General features: G+C 71.9%; 14 protein-coding genes and 1 CRISPR repeat array. Of the genes, 8 read left to right on the forward strand and 6 right to left on the reverse strand.

Annotated elements, in window-relative coordinates; genetic code table 11:
• The first annotated feature begins 16 nt into the window (after window positions 1–16).
• The 3 genes from ACFZB9_RS34995 (at window position 17) to ACFZB9_RS35005 (ending at window position 2,679) form a co-directional block, all read left to right on the forward strand.
• Window positions 17–1,765: a TIGR03767 family metallophosphoesterase gene (locus ACFZB9_RS34995; protein ID WP_391453940.1), complete on the forward strand. Its 1,749-nt coding sequence runs from the start codon at window positions 17–19 to the stop codon at window positions 1,763–1,765.
• 103 nt (window positions 1,766–1,868) lie between these two features.
• Window positions 1,869–2,333 carry an ASCH domain-containing protein gene (locus tag ACFZB9_RS35000; RefSeq protein ID WP_391453942.1) on the forward strand — a complete coding sequence of 155 codons (465 nt, stop codon included), beginning with the start codon at window positions 1,869–1,871 and terminating at the stop codon, window positions 2,331–2,333.
• Window positions 2,334–2,406: 73 nt separating this feature from the next.
• Entirely contained in the window at window positions 2,407–2,679 is a 273-nt protein-coding gene (locus ACFZB9_RS35005) for a DUF2087 domain-containing protein (protein WP_391453944.1), read from the forward strand.
• Window positions 2,680–2,878: 199 nt separating this feature from the next.
• On the opposite strand, the gene ACFZB9_RS35010 is transcribed toward ACFZB9_RS35005, so the two are convergent.
• From ACFZB9_RS35010 to ACFZB9_RS35020, 3 genes are all read right to left on the reverse strand, one after another.
• Entirely contained in the window at window positions 2,879–4,075 is a 1,197-nt protein-coding gene (locus ACFZB9_RS35010) for an NAD(P)/FAD-dependent oxidoreductase (RefSeq protein ID WP_391453945.1), read from the reverse strand.
• Window positions 4,072–4,269, reverse strand: coding sequence for a ferredoxin (locus tag ACFZB9_RS35015; protein ID WP_327070649.1), 198 nt, complete (start codon window positions 4,267–4,269; stop codon window positions 4,072–4,074). The genes ACFZB9_RS35010 and ACFZB9_RS35015 overlap by 4 nt, the downstream gene beginning before the upstream one ends.
• Window positions 4,270–4,422: 153 nt before the next feature.
• A complete protein-coding gene (locus ACFZB9_RS35020) occupies window positions 4,423–5,622 on the reverse strand; it encodes a cytochrome P450 (protein ID WP_391453948.1) in 1,200 nt (399 codons plus the stop codon).
• 191 nt (window positions 5,623–5,813) lie between these two features.
• Here ACFZB9_RS35020 and ACFZB9_RS35025 point away from each other — a divergent pair, with 191 nt between their 5' ends.
• Window positions 5,814–6,380 (forward strand): isochorismatase family protein, encoded by a 567-nt coding sequence (locus ACFZB9_RS35025; protein WP_391453949.1) that lies wholly within the window; start codon window positions 5,814–5,816, stop codon window positions 6,378–6,380.
• A 137-nt stretch (window positions 6,381–6,517) separates the two neighbouring features.
• Window positions 6,518–7,036, forward strand: coding sequence for a MarR family winged helix-turn-helix transcriptional regulator (locus ACFZB9_RS35030; protein WP_391453950.1), 519 nt, complete (start codon window positions 6,518–6,520; stop codon window positions 7,034–7,036).
• 103 nt (window positions 7,037–7,139) lie between these two features.
• Here ACFZB9_RS35030 and ACFZB9_RS35035 read toward each other — a convergent pair whose 3' ends face one another.
• The 3 genes from ACFZB9_RS35035 to ACFZB9_RS35045 all read right to left on the reverse strand — a co-directional run bounded on the left by ACFZB9_RS35035 (window position 7,140) and on the right by ACFZB9_RS35045 (window position 10,174).
• Window positions 7,140–8,582, reverse strand: coding sequence for an alkaline phosphatase family protein (locus ACFZB9_RS35035; protein ID WP_391453952.1), 1,443 nt, complete (start codon window positions 8,580–8,582; stop codon window positions 7,140–7,142).
• A gap of 282 nt (window positions 8,583–8,864) precedes the next feature.
• Entirely contained in the window at window positions 8,865–9,101 is a 237-nt protein-coding gene (locus ACFZB9_RS35040; protein ID WP_391453953.1) for a hypothetical protein, read from the reverse strand.
• Between the two features lie 164 nt (window positions 9,102–9,265).
• Window positions 9,266–10,174 carry a sigma-70 family RNA polymerase sigma factor gene (locus ACFZB9_RS35045; protein WP_391453965.1) on the reverse strand — a complete coding sequence of 303 codons (909 nt, stop codon included), beginning with the start codon at window positions 10,172–10,174 and terminating at the stop codon, window positions 9,266–9,268.
• A gap of 92 nt (window positions 10,175–10,266) precedes the next feature.
• Here ACFZB9_RS35045 and ACFZB9_RS35050 point away from each other — a divergent pair, with 92 nt between their 5' ends.
• The 3 genes from ACFZB9_RS35050 (at window position 10,267) to ACFZB9_RS35060 (ending at window position 15,037) form a co-directional block, all read left to right on the forward strand.
• On the forward strand, window positions 10,267–10,986 hold the full coding sequence (locus tag ACFZB9_RS35050) for an FMN-dependent NADH-azoreductase (RefSeq protein WP_391453954.1): 720 nt from the start codon (window positions 10,267–10,269) through the stop codon (window positions 10,984–10,986).
• A gap of 154 nt (window positions 10,987–11,140) precedes the next feature.
• A CRISPR array of direct repeats spans window positions 11,141–11,657; the repeat unit is 29 nt; unit sequence GGGACCATCCCCGCGCATGCGGGGCCGAC.
• 215 nt (window positions 11,658–11,872) lie between these two features.
• Window positions 11,873–13,756: a DNA/RNA helicase domain-containing protein gene (locus tag ACFZB9_RS35055; RefSeq protein ID WP_391453956.1), complete on the forward strand. Its 1,884-nt coding sequence runs from the start codon at window positions 11,873–11,875 to the stop codon at window positions 13,754–13,756.
• Window positions 13,757–14,011: 255 nt separating this feature from the next.
• Complete coding sequence (locus tag ACFZB9_RS35060; RefSeq protein ID WP_391453957.1) at window positions 14,012–15,037, forward strand: hypothetical protein; 1,026 nt, start codon at window positions 14,012–14,014, stop codon at window positions 15,035–15,037.
• The last annotated feature ends 550 nt before the right edge of the window (window positions 15,038–15,587 follow it).

The raw sequence follows: 15,587 nt of genomic DNA on the forward strand, positions 1-15,587 counted from the left end.
TCAGGAGGGGTTCCCCATGTCAGCGATCAGTCGACGCCGCTTCATCACCGGCGCCAGTGCCGCCAGCGCCGGGGCGGCGCTCTCCCTGGCCGGCGGAACCTTCGCCTCGGCGGCCGAGCTGGACCGCGCGCTGGCGACCACCGCCGCGCGCGCCGTCGACGTCGCCGGCACCACGCTGGAGCAGGTGGCAACGCCCGTCGGCACCACCGGCTACCGTCGCCTGCTGGCCGGTCCCGGCTGGCCGCTGGCCGTCCGCGGTGACCTCGCCACCGCCCGGACCGGGCGCGACGACCGCAGAACCCCGCTGGCCAGCTTCGTCCAGTTCACCGACCTGCACCTGGCGGACACCGAGTCCCCGCTGCGGTTCGAGTACCTGGCCCGCTGGAACGACGCCGCCTACCGGCCGCAGGAGGCGCTCACCGTGCGCGGTGCCTCCTCGCTGGTCGAGCGCGTCAACTCGCTCGGCACCGGCCCGTACACCGGCCTGCCGTTCAGCCTGGTGATGGCCACCGGTGACAACACCGACAACCACGAGCACATCGAACTCGACTGGTACCTCTCGGTCATGAGCGGCGGCCAGGTGACCCCCAACAGCGGTGACCCGACCCGCTACGAGGGCGTGCAGAACTCCGGCAGCAGCATCTACTGGAACCCCGAGCTCTCCTACCGGGATTCCTACAAGACGGCCGGCTTCCCCGAGGTGCCCGGCTTCCTCGGCGCGGCGGGCCGGCCGTTCTCGGCACCCGGCCTGAAGGTCCCGTGGTACACCACGGTCGGCAACCACGACGACAGCATCGAGGGCACCCTGCCCGACCTCGGCCTGCTCAACTCCATCTACACCGGCGACCGCAAGATCGAGGGCTGCGACGACGCGGACGCCGCCAAGCTGGCCGGACTGCTCCAGCACGACCCGGCCCAGGCCGTGCTGCTGCTGGGCCGGCTGCTGACGGACGCCGACGCGGTGCGCGAGGTGACCCCGGACAGCCGCCGCAAGCCCTTCAGCGTCAAGGAGTTCGCGCAGGCGCACCTCAACCCCGCCTACACCGGCGCCGGTCCGTTCGGCCACGGCTTCACCGCGGCCGCCGCCGCCAGCGGCACGCTCTACTACACCTGCCGGATAGCGGACGGGGTGGTCGGCATCAGCCTGGACACCACCAACGCCGCCGGTTTCGCCGACGGCTCCATCGGCACCGCCCAGTTGAACTGGCTCGAACAGCAGCTGCAGGCGCACAGCGACCACTGGTACAACACCGACGGCAGCACGGTGCGCGGCAGCCACGGCAACGACCTGATCGTGCTGTTCAGCCACCACACCAGCACCACCATGGGCAACCTGCTGCCCGACCCGCGCCACCTCTTCGAGAAGCGGCACAACGGCGACGAGCTGGTCGCCCTGCTGCAGCGCTACCCGAACGTGGTGGCCTGGGTGAACGGGCACAGCCACGAGAACCGGATCACCGCCCACGGCAACGCCGTGCCCGAGCGCGCGTTCTGGGAGATCAACACCGCCTCGCACATCGACTATCCGCAGCAGGCCCGGGTCATCGAGATCACCGACAACGGCGACGGCACCATCTCGCTCTTCACCACCCTGATCGAGTCGGCCGCCCGCTACGCCACCGACTTCTCGGACACCTCCGACGAGGGCCTGGCCGCGCTCTACCGCGAGCTGGCCTTCAACGACCCCTACGCCACGCCCGCGGTCAAGCTCGGCACTTCGCTGGACCACAACACCGAGCTGCTGCTGGCCAAGCCGGGCCACTGATCCCCGGCATCCGGCAGCCCCGGTGCGGCACCCTCGGCGGGTGCCGCACCGGGCGGCGATAACCCGTGGTCCATCGCGGCCCGCGCCGCCTAGGCTCGCCCCCATGACCGACGACCCCACCCCCGCCGAGGCCCACGAGGGGCTGCCACCCGCCGAGTTCGGCTTCCCCGGACCGCTCCGCGACCAGCTCGTCGCCGCGATCCTGGACGGTTCCAAGACCTCCACCACCGGCCTGCTCGCCGACTACGAGCACGAGAACGAGGCACTGCCCCGCGTCGGTGAGCGCACCGTGGTGATCGACTCCGCCGCACGTCCGGTCGCCGTCATCGAGGTGACGGAGGTGCGCGTGGTACCGCTGCGCGAGGTGGACCTGGCCCATGCGCTGGACGAGGGCGAAGGCTGCCGGACGGTGGCCGAATGGCGCGCCGTGCACGAGGAGTTCTGGCACGGCGCACAGGTGCGCGAGGCGCTCGGTGACCCGCACTTCACGGTGGACGACAGCACCCCGGTGGTCCTCGAACGCTTCCGCCTGCTCACCCGGCTGACCGCCCAGGGGAAAACCGGATGACCCGGGGCGCTCCGGTCTGACAGCCTCACCGTGGAAATCGCCGAACAGCACCGTCCTGTGCAGGGAGAGACCGATGCACCAACCGCCCACCACCCTGGCCGCCCTCTTCCAGCACGGCCGGCTCACGACGATCCCGCGCAAGACGGCCCGCCGGGACGCCCTGCTCGACCACCTCGCCAGCACCCTCTTCGAACCGGCGCACCAGTACAGCGAGCCCGAGGTCAACGAGGCCCTGCGCACCGTGCACGACGACTGCTCGGCGCTGCGCCGCTACCTGGTGGAGAGCGGCCGGCTCACCCGCACCCGGGACGGCCGCAGCTACCGGCGCCCGGCCGCGGACAACTGAGCGACCGGTAACAGCGTGGACTACGGGTAGCGCCTGGTCGTCGCGGGCCACTGAGCCACGCGGGGCCGCGCGAGCGGGGCAGGACGTGCGGGCCGCGCGATCGGGCAGGACGCGCGGGCAGGGCGGGACGCGCGGGCGCGGCACCGATGCCCCGCCCCCACACGCCCCGCCCCGCCGCACGCTCACCGCATCCGGCCCCTCACGCCGCAGGCGGCCACGGGCTCCCGGCAGCCACCTGCGCCCGCACCGCGCGCAGCGCCCGCGCGGCGCCGATCCCCACCGCCCCGCGGACCACCCCGTCCCGCACGCAGGCGGCGGCGAACCGCCGCTCCGCCAGGCTGCCGTCGACCACCTCGAACCGGTCGGCGCCACCCGGCCTGCCGTAGGCCTGCACCCGCAGGTCGTACTGGTCGGTCCACAGGTACGGCACCGGCTCGTAGGGCCGACGGTCACCCTCCTGACCGGCCAGCAGGTTGTGGGCGGCGGTGGCCGCCTGCTCGGTCGCGTTGGTGCGCTGTTCGACCCGCCGGCGCCGGCCGGTGCCCGGCTCGGGCCAGGCGGCGGCGTCGCCGGCCGCCCAGACGCCGGGCCCGGCGGCGCAGTACGCGTCGCAGGCCACGCCGTCCTCCAGCGGCACGCCGCTGTCGGCCAGCCAGCCGGTCTCCGGCTCGGAGCCGATCGCCATCAGCACGACGTCGGCCGCGAGTTCGGAGCCGTCGGCCAGCCGCACCCCGGTGGCCCGGTCGCGCTGCCGGGTGACCTCCTCGGCCACCCCCCGGCGGATCCGCACCCCGTGCTCGCGGTGGAGCCCGGTCAGCAGGGCGGCCGTCTCGGTGCCCAGCACGCCGGCCAGCGGCGTGGCGGAGGAGACCAGCCAACTCACCTCCGCCCCGAGGCCGACCGCGGTGGCCGCCGCCTCGGCCCCGAGCAGCCCGCCGCCGACCACCAACAGCCTTACCCCGGGCTTCAGTTCCTCGCGCAGTGCGAGCGCGTCCGCGAGGGTGCGCAGCACGTGGGCGCCGGCCAGCGGCTCGGTGGCACCGGGCAGCCGGCGGGCCCTGACCCCGGTGGCCAGGATGACGGCGTCACCGCGCACCCGCCCGCCGTCCGCCAGGTGCACGGTGCGCTCGCGGCGGTCCAGGCGTTCGGCGCGCACCCCGAGGCGCAGATCGAGGTCGAGCTCGCCCAGCGCCTCCGGGCCGCGCAGCGCCAGCCGGTCCGGCTGCCAGGCACCGCCCAGCAGGTGCTTGGAGAGCGGCGGGCGGTCGTAGGGCGCCTCGGGCTCGGCGCCGATCAGGGTGAGGCGGCCGTCGTAGCCGGCCCGGCGCAGCGCCTCGGCGGCGTGCAGACCCGCCGCGCCGGCCCCGACCACGGCCACCTCCCGCAGTACGGTCACACCAGTTCCAGGCGGATCGCAGCGGCGGGGCAGACACCGGCGGCCTCGCGGACGGCCTGGTGGAGTTCGGCCGGCGGCTCGGCGTCGAGCAGGACGACGATGCCGTCCTCGTCCCGCTGGTCGAAGACCTCCGGCGCCGCGAGCACGCAGTGTCCGGCCCCGCAGCACTTGTCCTGGTCGATGTGGACGCGCATGGCTTTCCCTTCGGAACTTGACTGTTCTCGACTTGATGTTCTCGACTTGACTGTTCCCGGAACTTCACTCTTCTTGGAACTGCACTGTGTCGGCCGGTACTTGAGGACGCTACTGAGGCTGCCTCGCATCCGGCCGGAATCGGTGACCGACTGTCACCAGGCGAGCGGCAGCTCGTGCAGACCGTAGACGAGCATCTCGTGGCGGAACCGCAGCTCCTCGAACGGCACCGCCAGCCGCAGCCCGGGCAGCCGGTCCAGGATGCTGGTGAGCGCGACCTGCAGCTCCAGCCGGGCCAGCGGCTGCCCCAGGCACTGGTGGACGCCGAAGCCGAACGCCAGGTGGCGGCGGGCATCGCGGGTCAGGTCCAGGTCGTCGCCGGCCGGGAACTCCTGCTCGTCCCGGTTCGCGGTGTTCAGCAGCAGCAGCACGCCGTCGCCGGCCCGCATCTCGACACCCCCGAGGGTCAGGTCCTCGGTGGCCACCCGGCTCAGACCCGAGTGCACGATGGTCAGGTAGCGCAGCAACTCCTCGACCGCGTGCGGGGCCTGCTCCGGGTGATCGCGCAGCAGCGCCAGCTGCTCGGGGTTGCGCAGCAGGGCCAGGACCGAGAGCGCGGTCATGTTCGCCGTGGTCTCGTGCCCGGCGATCAGCAGCAGGCGGGCGGTGGTGGCGATCTCCTCGACCGTCAGCTCGCCGCGGGCGAGCAGGCGGCTGAGGATGCCGTCGTCGGGCGCGGTGCGCTTGGCCTCGGTCAGCTTGGTCAGGTAGTCGCCCAGCTCGTCCTGGGCGATGCGCACCAGCGCGGGGTCCGAGTCCCGGCGCAGCAGGATCCGGCTGCGCTCCTGGAAGAACTCGTGCTCCTCGTAGGGGACGCCGAGCAGCAGGCAGATGACCAGGGACGGCAGCGGCAGTGCGAACTCGGCCACCAGGTCGGCGGACGACTGGTCGGCGGTCATCCGGTCGAGCAGGTCGTCGGTGATCCGCTGGATCTCGGGGCGGAGCGTCTCGACCTTCTTGATCATGAAGTCGCCGGTGAGCATCCGGCGCAGCCGGGAGTGCTCCGGGTCGTCCATCCGGATCAGGGTGGGCCGCCCGGTGCTCAGCTCCTGTGCGCCGGCGCTGAGGAACGGGAAGCCGGTGCGGGTGGCGTCGGCGCTGAAGCGGGTGTCGCCGAGCACCGTCCTGATGTCCTCGTGCCGGGTGATCAGCCAGGGGGTGGAGCCGTCCCAGAGCGAGATGCGGGTGATCGGCGACTCGCGGTGGGCCTGCTGGTAGGCGGGCGGCGGGGCGAAGGGGCAGGCCCCCCGGGGTGCGGGGGCGGTGAGTTGGGGGGTGGAGGCGGCGGTGGCCATGGTGGGGCTCCCTTCCCGGAGCGGATAACGCTCAGGACTGTTACATGCCCTAAGCAACTAACCCACCGTCACGCTAACTCGCGTTCCGTGGTGACGAAAGAGCCATTCGGGTGCGACCCGAATCTGTCCGAAAACCGGTCAGCGACTAGTCTGATTCGTGACCACGATCGACCTGCGTCAAGGGGGAAACCATGACCACGCTCGACAACCGGCCGAAGAGCGCCGTGATCGTCATCGACGTGCAGAACGGCGTCGTGGCACGGGCCCACGACCGCGACCGCGTCATCGCCAACATCGCCGCCCTGGTCGACAAGGCGCGCGCGGCCGACGTCGACGTCGTCTGGGTCCAGCACAACAGCGACGAGCTGCCCAGGGACAGCGAGAGCTGGCAGTACGTGCCCGAGCTCGTGCGCCGCGACGCCGAGGCCCTGGTGCAGAAGGCCTACGGCGACTCCTTCGAGGAGACCGAGCTGGAGGCGGTGCTCGCCGAGCGCGGCGTCGGCCGGCTCTTCGTCTCGGGGGCGCAGACCGACGCGTGCATCCGCTCGACGCTGCACGGCGCGATCACCCGCGGCTACGACACGACACTGGTCGGCGACGCCCACACCACCGAGGACCTGACGCGGTTCGGCGCCCCCGCTCCCGCCCAGGTCATCGCCCACACCAACCTGTACTGGCAGTACCACCTGGCCCCCGGCCGGACCGCGGGCACCGTCAACACCGCGGACGTCGATTTCACCGCCGGCTCCCCCGCCTGAGACCCGACCGTCCCGGAGCCCCCTCCGCCCCGGAGCGGGCTCCGGGGGGCCGCTCCGGAGCCGCCCGACACCTCCGGCCGGGCCGGAATCCCGGCGAGTGACGACCGGGCGTCGGACGGGCTCGCTAAGGTTCCCCCATGCCGGACGCGACAGACAATCAGGCCGCCACATCAGAGCTGGAGGCGGTGCTGGCCTCGATGGCCTACCTGCTGACCCGTTCGCAGACGCACGAGCACCAGACGGCCCGGGCCGGCATCACAGCCGCCCGCTCGGACATCTACCTGCTGCGCGCGCTCGCCGAGGCCACCGAGGCCAGCCGGGTGGGTGACCTGGCCGCCTGGATGATGGTCGAGCCGTCCCACGTCACCCGTCAGATCGACCGGCTGCAGGCCCAGCGGCTGGTGGAGCGCACACCCGACGCGCTCGACCGCCGGGCCCGGCAGGTGGCCCTCACGGACGAGGGTCAGGAGATGCTCAACCGTCTGAAACAGGCCAACATCACCAGCCTGGACAACGCCCTCGACGGCATCCCCGAACCGGACGTCGCCACCACGGTCACCGTGCTGCGGCACCTGGTGGAGCGCTACGCGCGCAAGTGGCGCAGCGAGCTGCTCCCCGACACGACGCCCGCCGCGCCCGAAGGGGCCGACAGGTGAGGCGGCCGCCCCGGCACCCTGGCCGGGACGGCCGCCTCGACGGAACTTCGCCGCCGGGCCTTCCCCGACAGGCCCCGGGGCTTGTCGGGGAAGGCCCTGACGGTCAGCCGCGGTGCGGCGGCACGTGGTGGCGGCGGCCGGGCTCCTGCCGGGGGAAGTGCTGGTCGGCGCCGGGCAGCGTCGGCTTCGGGTTGGTGGCCACCTCGTGCTCGGCCAGCGCGAGCTGCGCCGCGGTGTCGGGCAGCTCGGGCGGCCGCGAGGTGCCGGTGCGGAACTGGAAGGCCGAGGTGAGGTCGCCGAAGGTCTGACGCCGCCAGTCGGTGACGTTGGCCGCGGTGACCCCGGTGAACCGCTCCAGGAACTGCAGCACCGAGGTGTGGTCGAAGGACTCCGAGGCGACCCAACCGCCCACCGTCCACGGCGAGACGATGATGCACGGGACCCGGAAGCCGCCGCCGATCGGCAGCCCCTGGATGAACTCGCCGTCCGTGTCCGGGTCGTCCGGCACCGGCGGGGCCACGTGGTCGAACAAGCCGTCGTTCTCGTCGTAGTTGAGGATGAAGACGGTCTTCGCCCAGAGCTCCGGGTTGCCGGCGATCGCCTCGATCTTGGAGGCGACGAAGTCGGCGCCGGCGGCGGGCAGGTAGTCCGGGTGCTCGGACTGGTAGCTGGTCGGCAGGATCCAGGAGACCGCCGGCAGGCGGCCGTTGCGGGCGTCCTCCTCGAAGGTCCCGGTCGGCTGCGCGGCCATGCCCTTGTCGTACAGCGGGTCACCCGGCTTGGCCTGCTGGAAGTTGGCGAACAGCGAGAGCACGTCGGTGCCGTAGTTGTCGGCCTCCTGGTAGACCTTCCAGCTCACCCCCGCCGCCTCCAGCTGCTCGGCATAGGTGGTCCAGGTCAGCGGCGTGGGCGCGGCGTTCTGGATGATCGGGCCGCCGCCCGTGCCGTCCGGGTCGATCGAACCGGTCATCCAGTAGAGGCGGTTCGGCCAGGTCGGGCCCTGCACCGAGCAGAAGTAGTTGTCGCAGATGGTGAAGGACTCCGCCAGCGCGAACTGGAACGGGATGTCGTCACGGGTGTAGTAGCCCATCACATAGGGCCCGTTGACGCCGTCGGCGGCCCGGTGGGCCGGCAGCCACTGGTCCATCCTGCCGCCGTTCCAGGCCTGGTGCTGCACCGCCCAGGCGTGGCTGGTGGACGGGATCGCCTGGGCACTGGTGGTGCGGGTGTCCAGGTGGAACGGCAGCAGGTAGCCGTCGGGGTTGACGCTGTCCGGCTGGTAGAAGACCGAACGGCCGTTGTCCAGGCGCAGCGCGTTCGGGTCGTTGAAGCCGCGGACACCGGACAGGGTGCCGAAGTAGTGATCGAAGGAGCGGTTCTCCTGCATCAGCAGGACCACGTGCTCCACATCGCGCAGTGAGCCGCGCCGGGGAACCCCGGCTGCCACCGCCTGCTGCACGCTCGGCGGCAGCAGCGTCATCGCCGCCGCACCCCCGGCCACACCGGCCGCCGCACCGAGCAGCCTGCGTCGGGTCATTCCGGACATGGGGATCCTGCCTCTCCGTCAGTTCCTCGCTGTGCCACGGAAAATGGTTCGACCGGTCCGGGACGACTCTGCCGTACATGTCAGGCATTGCGTCGCCGGAATTCGGTGAACAGGCTGCGAACGTCCGGTGCGTGATCGGACAGGAACGGGACGGAGGGCTCCGGACAGCGCGAGGGTGGGCCGCGTGTCCCGGGCGTTCCTTGTGAAACGCCCGGACACGCGGCCCACCGTTCGGTCGGGTCAGCCCCTCACTCTCAGTGACCTACTGCCGGCTTCCTGTTCTCAATGCGCCACGCGACGCGGCCCGTGGTGGCTCCCCCGCTCCACCAGGCTGCGGGCCACCACGAGCAGGATCGCCAGCACCGTCGCGCCCCAGAACACGGAGAAGAGCGCCAGCAGCCACGGGGTGGTGACCTGCGCGCCGACCAGGCCCAGTCCCATCGAGAAACCCACCAGGATCCAGACCGTCATCGGGCGCATCTCGTACAGCCCGTGCAGCAGATCACGTATCGGATGCACCACGGCCGAGGATCCCGACGCCCTCGGCGACTCACCAGTGCCCTCTGCCACCGCAACCACCTCCGTGCCTGTTGGAACCAGGCCGCCGGCCGGACAGCCTCGTTCCATCGTGCCTCCGGCCGCGCCGAACCGCCGCTCCGGCCTCTGCCGCCTCCCGCCACGGGTCAATCCCCGAGGACGGCCAGATCGAGCCGGGCCAGGCGCGCCGGGTCGGCGATCACCTCGTAGGCCGCGATCCGGTCCTCCGCGACCGTGACGGCCAGGACGAGCACCAGCCGGCCACGCGGCGCGACGACCACGCCGACCGCTCCGTCGACCAGGGCCGCCTCGGCCCACCGCGCCCGGCGGCCGAAGACGAGCGTCTCGGTGGCCACCGCCCGCGCCCCGCGCGACTCCAGCGCCACCCCCGCCGGCAGGGCGGCCGGGTCGGCCCGGCGCACCACATCGGGGGCCAGCACCGCGAGCAGCCCCGCCAGATCGCCGCCGCGCGAGGCGGCCAGGAAAGCCTCGACCACCCGCCGGTGCCCGGCCAGCTCGCCGGCGGGCCGGGCACCGGCGAGCTGGCCGGGCACGCCGTGCACCCGGTGGCGCGCCCGGCTGGCCAGCTTCTTGGCGGCCACCGGGGTGCGTTCCACGATCGGCGCGATCTGCTCGAACGGGACGGCGAACAGGTCGTGCAGCACGAAGGCGACCCGCTCGGCCGGGCCCAGCCGGTCCAGCACCACGAGCAGCGCCCGGCCCACCGACTCCACCAGCAGCGCCTCCCGCTCCGGGTCCGCACCCTCCCCGGCACCGTCCTCCCAGGGCTGGTCGGGCGGCTGCTGCCCGGCCAGCTCCTCGCGGCGCGCGGCACGCGACCGCAGCAGGTCGAGGCAGATCCGGGAGACCACCGTGCGCAGCCAGGCGGGCAGATTCTCCACCTGCGCCGCGTCCACCCGGCCGAGCCGCAGCCAGGCCTCCTGGACGGCGTCCTCCGCCTCGCTCGCCGAACCCAGCAGCCGGTAGGCGACCGCGCGCAACCGGTCGCGCTGCTCCTCGAACCGCCGGGCCAGCTCGTCCCGCTCCTCGTCCATCCCGTGCCCTTTCTCCACCGGTCACCTTTCCCCGACCCACTCCGTCTACCGCTATGACGTGCGCGATCGCGCCGAAGTGACAGGAGAGAGCAATGAACACCACCCCGTCCCTGCTGCACCTGGACTCCACCGCCGGCCCCGCCGGCCCCTCGGTCAGCCGACAGCTCACCGCCCTCTTCGCGGACACCTGGCGCGACCACCACGGCACCGCCGGCTACCGCTACCGCGACCTGGCCGCCGAGCCGGTACCGCTGCTGGGCGCCGGCTACGTCACGCTCGGCCGGCGGCTGGGCGAGCAGGGCACGGTCCCGCCGGCCGAGGTGGCGGCGCGGGTCCGGGACGCCTCGGAGGAGCGGGAGTGGGCGCTGACCCTGCCGCTCGTCGAGGAAGTGCTGGCCGCGGACACCGTGCTGCTCGGCGTCCCGATGTACAACTTCACGGTGCCCGCCGCCCTCAAGGCCTGGATCGAACGGATCTCCTTCCCCGCCGCCTTCACCGACCCGCGCACCGGCGAGAGCCTGCTGCGCGACACCCGCGTGGTGATCGTCACCGCCCGCGGCGGCGGCTACGGCCCCGGCACCCCGCGCGAGCCCTTCGACCACCAGGCGCCCTACCTGCGGGCGTACTTCGGCGACCTCGGCGTACGGAAGGAGAACCTCTTCCTGGTCCACGCCGAACTGACCCGCGCCGCAGCGATGCCCGCCCTCGCCCAGTTCACCGACCTCGCCGCCGGCTCCCTGGCGGCGGCCCGCGACCAGTTGCTGACCCTCGCCACCACCACCCCCCGCCGCCCGACGCCCGCCCTCGCCTGACCCAGGGGCGGTGGGGCCGGGCCGGGTCGGGCGAGGGGGCGGTCCACGCCTGACTGATGATGCCGGTCAGCAAACGGGGCCGACCGGCATCAACCGAGGAGAAGCCCCACCACGCGGGGCCGACTACAGGTCCGGCAGATCGCAGATCGCAAACGGGACCATCCCTGCAGGTGCAGGGCCGACGACTGCATCTCCTGGGCAGCCTCGCCCGACGGAGGACCATCCCCGCGCGTGCGGGGCCGACGCGCCGGCCGCCACGAGTGCGCCCTGCTTCCCCGGAGCATCCCCGCGCGGGCGGGGCCGACGTATGCAGGTGGGTCTCCACGCTGTCCTTCGGGGAACCATCCCCGCGCATGCGGGGCCCACCGCCGGCCGACAGCCGAGACGTAGACCATCCCGGGACCATCCCCGCGCATGCGGGGCCGACCTGGCCTCCGGGCGGGGTACGGCGGGTGGAGCGGGACCATCCCCGCGCATGCGGGGCCGACTCGAGCCACAGGCGCAGGATCAGCGCCGTGGTGGGACCATCCCCGCGCATGCGGGGCCGACCGCAGCCCGCGCGACCTGCTCACCGCGCAGGCGGGACCATCCCCGCGCATGCGGGGCCGACAACCAGATGGGCGAGGACGGGTACAGCCGGGCGGGACCATCCCCGCGCATGCGGGGCCGACCCTTCGTGAGCTGCGAGGATATCGCGTCATCACCCGCTTTTCAGCCAGTTCGAGCTGCTCGATACTCTCCGCGAGCCCTGCCCATCGCGTCGGCGCCAGGCCCCCGTTGCCGTGAGCCGAACACAGCTGCGGGCAACACCTCCCGCCCCAGCGACGGGCCATCGAATCTCGGCCCATAGCCTGTGACGTCGGCGGCAGCTGGTATAGATCGTGTCATGTATCTGTTCGGGGGAACGGTCACCGCGGCCGCCAAGGAAGTTACACAGCCGGAGTTCTTCGCCGGGTGCGAGCAGCGCTTTCCGCGCCTCTTCGGGCTGCGGCCCAGCGTGCAGGAGGTGCGGAGTTGGCGGCGGAGCTGGCCGGCGCTGATGGACGCCCTGCTGGCGGCGGAGCTGGGTGGGCTGCGAATCCTGCTGGAGTACGCGCTGCCGGCGACTGGCGAGCGGGTGGACGCCCTCCTGGTCGGTGAGGGTACGGACGGCGTCCTCGATCTGGTGGCCGTCGAACTGAAGCAGTGGACCCACCTGCAGACCAATCCACAGTTGCCGGGGCTGGTGCGGGTCGGTGAGCGAATCGTGCAGCATCCGGCCCGTCAGGTCGGTGGATACGCGAGCTACCTGGAGGACTGGATCGCCCAGGATCACGTGCGGACACGCGCGAAGGGCGTCGCCGTGCTGCACGACGCTCCCTCGGATCTCATCGCCGAGTTGCGAGCCCGCTCGGCCGGAGGACCGTCCGAGCGGTTCCCCGTGCTCGGGCGGGAGGACCTGACCGGCACACGGCCACCGGGTGAGCTTGCCCGGATCCTGGGCTGTGCCGACGTCTGGCCGCCCACCGAGCGGAACGTGCAGTTCCTGCTGGAGGCCGAGCACCGTCCGTCACGTGGGCTGTTGGCCCGGGCCGGGAAGGTGATCGAGGGACATGAGGCGTTCCAGCTCATCGGTGCCCAGGATGTCGCCCGACAGGACGTCCTGCACGCCGTGGCCACCGCGCAACACCGGCGAACGGGAAACATCATCGTCGTCACCGGCGGGCCGGGCACCGGGAAGACCGCGGTGGCCTGTCGCCTCCTCGGCGACCTGTGCAGGCGTGAGGACGCGAACCCGCGGTTGCTCTCGCCCTCCGGCACGCTCACCCGGCAGCTGAAGCGCACCGTCGGTGAGAACTCACGCGGACTGATCACGACCTTCGCGGGCAAACTGCCGGGCGGGCTCACCTCGGAGAGCGTCATCCTGATCGACGAGGCCCACCGGGCCCGCACCGGGCCGGCCGAACAGCGCACGGGCTTTCCGATCGTCCTGGGGAAGCTGATCGAGGACGCGGCGGTAACCGTTCTCTTCCTCGACGAGCGCCAGATCATCCGTCCCACGGAGGGCGTCACGCTCGACGAACTCAGGCAGCATGCGAGCAGCCGTGGCCTTGGCTTCTCCCACATCGAGCTCAGCACGCAGTTCCGGTGCAACGGCTCGCAGGCGTACCACCACTGGATCGATCGGCTCCTCGCTCCTTCGGGGCCGGCTCCGGCGTGGCAGGGCACCGACTACGACCTCGCCCTCGCCGACGACCCCGACCAGTTCACGCACTGGGTCGACACCCACATCGCCGCCGGTGACACTGCCCGGATCACGGCCGGGTTCTGCTGGCCGTGGGAGTCGCCGTCGACGCCGCCCCTGCTACCAGAGGTCGCTGTCACCTGGAACGGACCGGAGGGCAAGAACAGTTGGGCCCGCCCGTGGAACTTCCGCGAGGACGACCCGGCGTTCGACGCACCGGACATTCCCGGGCGGCCTTTCTGGGCCACCGATCCGGGCGGTCACCAGCAGGTCGGCTGCGTCTACACCGCCCAGGGAATGGAGTACAGCCACAACGTGGTCATCATCGGGGACGACCTCGTCCGCCGCGGCGACCGCTGGGTCGCACGACCGGAGAAGAGCCGCGACTCCCAGCTCAACTGGCTGTCGCCCGAGCGCTACCTGCCCTACGCGCTCAACACCTACCGCGTCCTCGCCACCCGCGGCACGGTCGCGACCCGGCTGTATTCCACCGACTCCCTGACACAGGACTACCTGCGGACGCTTCTCACCCCGCATCGCGTGTAGAAAGCATCCCCGCACACGCGGGGCCGATCACCTGTCCCTGGAGGTCCCCGGTGGCCTGGTGGGAACATCCCCGCACGCGCGGGGCCGATCCTTCACGAGCTGCGAGGATATCGCGCCGCCGCCCTCGTTTTCAGTCAGTTCGAGGACTCGAACATCGCGAAAGCCGACGCCCCTCCACCGACTGCCCCTCCGTGCGATACACCGGTGGCGGGTCTACGCTCGACCTTTTCCCGACTTCCCTGGGGGGATCACCGCATGACCGTCGTCGCCATCCAGCCCTCGTACGGCAACCCCGCCGCTCGCCGCCACTGGAAGGACACCCTGGACCAGGAAGTCCACTTCGCCGGACCGTCGCACACCGACACTCTGACGCCCGACCAGCGCACCGCCCTGCTGGAGGTCCACCCCACCGGGAAAGCCCGGTTCTGGGGAGCGACGAAGGCGCAGGACAAGAAGATGCAGCGCCTGCGCGCGGGCGATGTGGTCCTGTTCACCGGTGGCAACCACGTGCGGGGAGTCGGCGAGGTGGGGGTCACGTTCAGGAGCGCGGCCTTCGCCGACACGATGTGGTCGCAGGACCCGAAGCACGGCAGCTGGCACAACGTGTACAGCCTCGCCAGGTTCCAGCCCACCCAGATCCCGTACACGGAGATCTGGGACCTTCCCAGCTTCAACCCCAACGACAACTTCATGGGCCTGCGGATACTTCAGGGTGCCCAGGCCGAGGAGGTCCTCGAGGGGCTCGGCATCGAGACCGCGGCCGCGGCCCTCGAGCTGACCGCGCTGGAGTCGGCCGTCGCGGCCGCACTCGACGCCGGTACCCAGATCATCGCGACCGAGAACCTGCACACCCAGGAGACGACCTACCAGCGTGACGCCAGGCCGGTCCTCGTCCGCCGCGCCGAGGCGCTGCTCGTCCGCGAGTACACCACCAGCATCAGCCGCCCTGACGTGCTGATCCAGCGCCTGCAGACTCCGGCCGGCATCACCGACCTTCACGTCACCGGCCCCGACGGGACCGAGATCGTCGAGGCCAAGCGCAGCGCCGACCACCGCTTCGTCCGCGAGGCGCTCGCTCAGCTCCTCGACTACGCCCCTCACAGCCCCGAGCCGGCTGACCGCCTGACCGGCCTCTTCCCGAGCCGCCCCGCCGACCGCGAGGTCGCGCTGCTCCACCGGTACGGCATCGACTGCGTCTTCCGCACCACCCCGGGCGACTTCGAGCGCTCCGCCGCCCCCACCGACGCCCGCGACCACATGCGCAAGGCCTGGTCCGAGTAGAGGTACCGGAGAACTGAAGTACCGGAGCACTCGGGCAAACGGCGGCGGGCGGCGCCGCGCGTCCGCCGCCACACGTCAGACGATGTGGATCCGCTCCAGGGTGCCGTCCTTGTCACGCGGCAGGAGTTCCTTGCCGTCGTCCGTCTCGGCGGCGCCGAAGGCGTCCACGCGGTCCACACCCCCGAGAACGGTGACCTCACCTACGACCCGGACGGCCGCTGGAAGGCAGATGTGCGCCATCACGACAACGGCGAAGCCGCCCGTTTTCGGCAGCAGCAGGGCTTCCTCGTGAACACCCCGGCCATACCGGGCTCCTGGTTCACCGAGCAGAATCCGCTGCCGGACCCACGACCGGCCCGTCTCCGAACACAAGGAACTCAGGAACTACCACGTGCTGCTTTTCGACCGGTCGGGTACCTGTGTCAGCGGCCCCCGGCAGCTCCGCTACGACCCGGTGACCTCCTAATGATGTTGTCAAGCCGCTGATGTGACGGGGAGTGCAGGCTCGTAGCTCTTCCCGTCACGGATCAGGGCCCATAGAACGTTGACC

This window comes from Kitasatospora sp. NPDC008050 (assembly GCF_042957465.1).
Taxonomy (GTDB): Bacteria; Actinomycetota; Actinomycetes; order Streptomycetales; family Streptomycetaceae; genus Kitasatospora.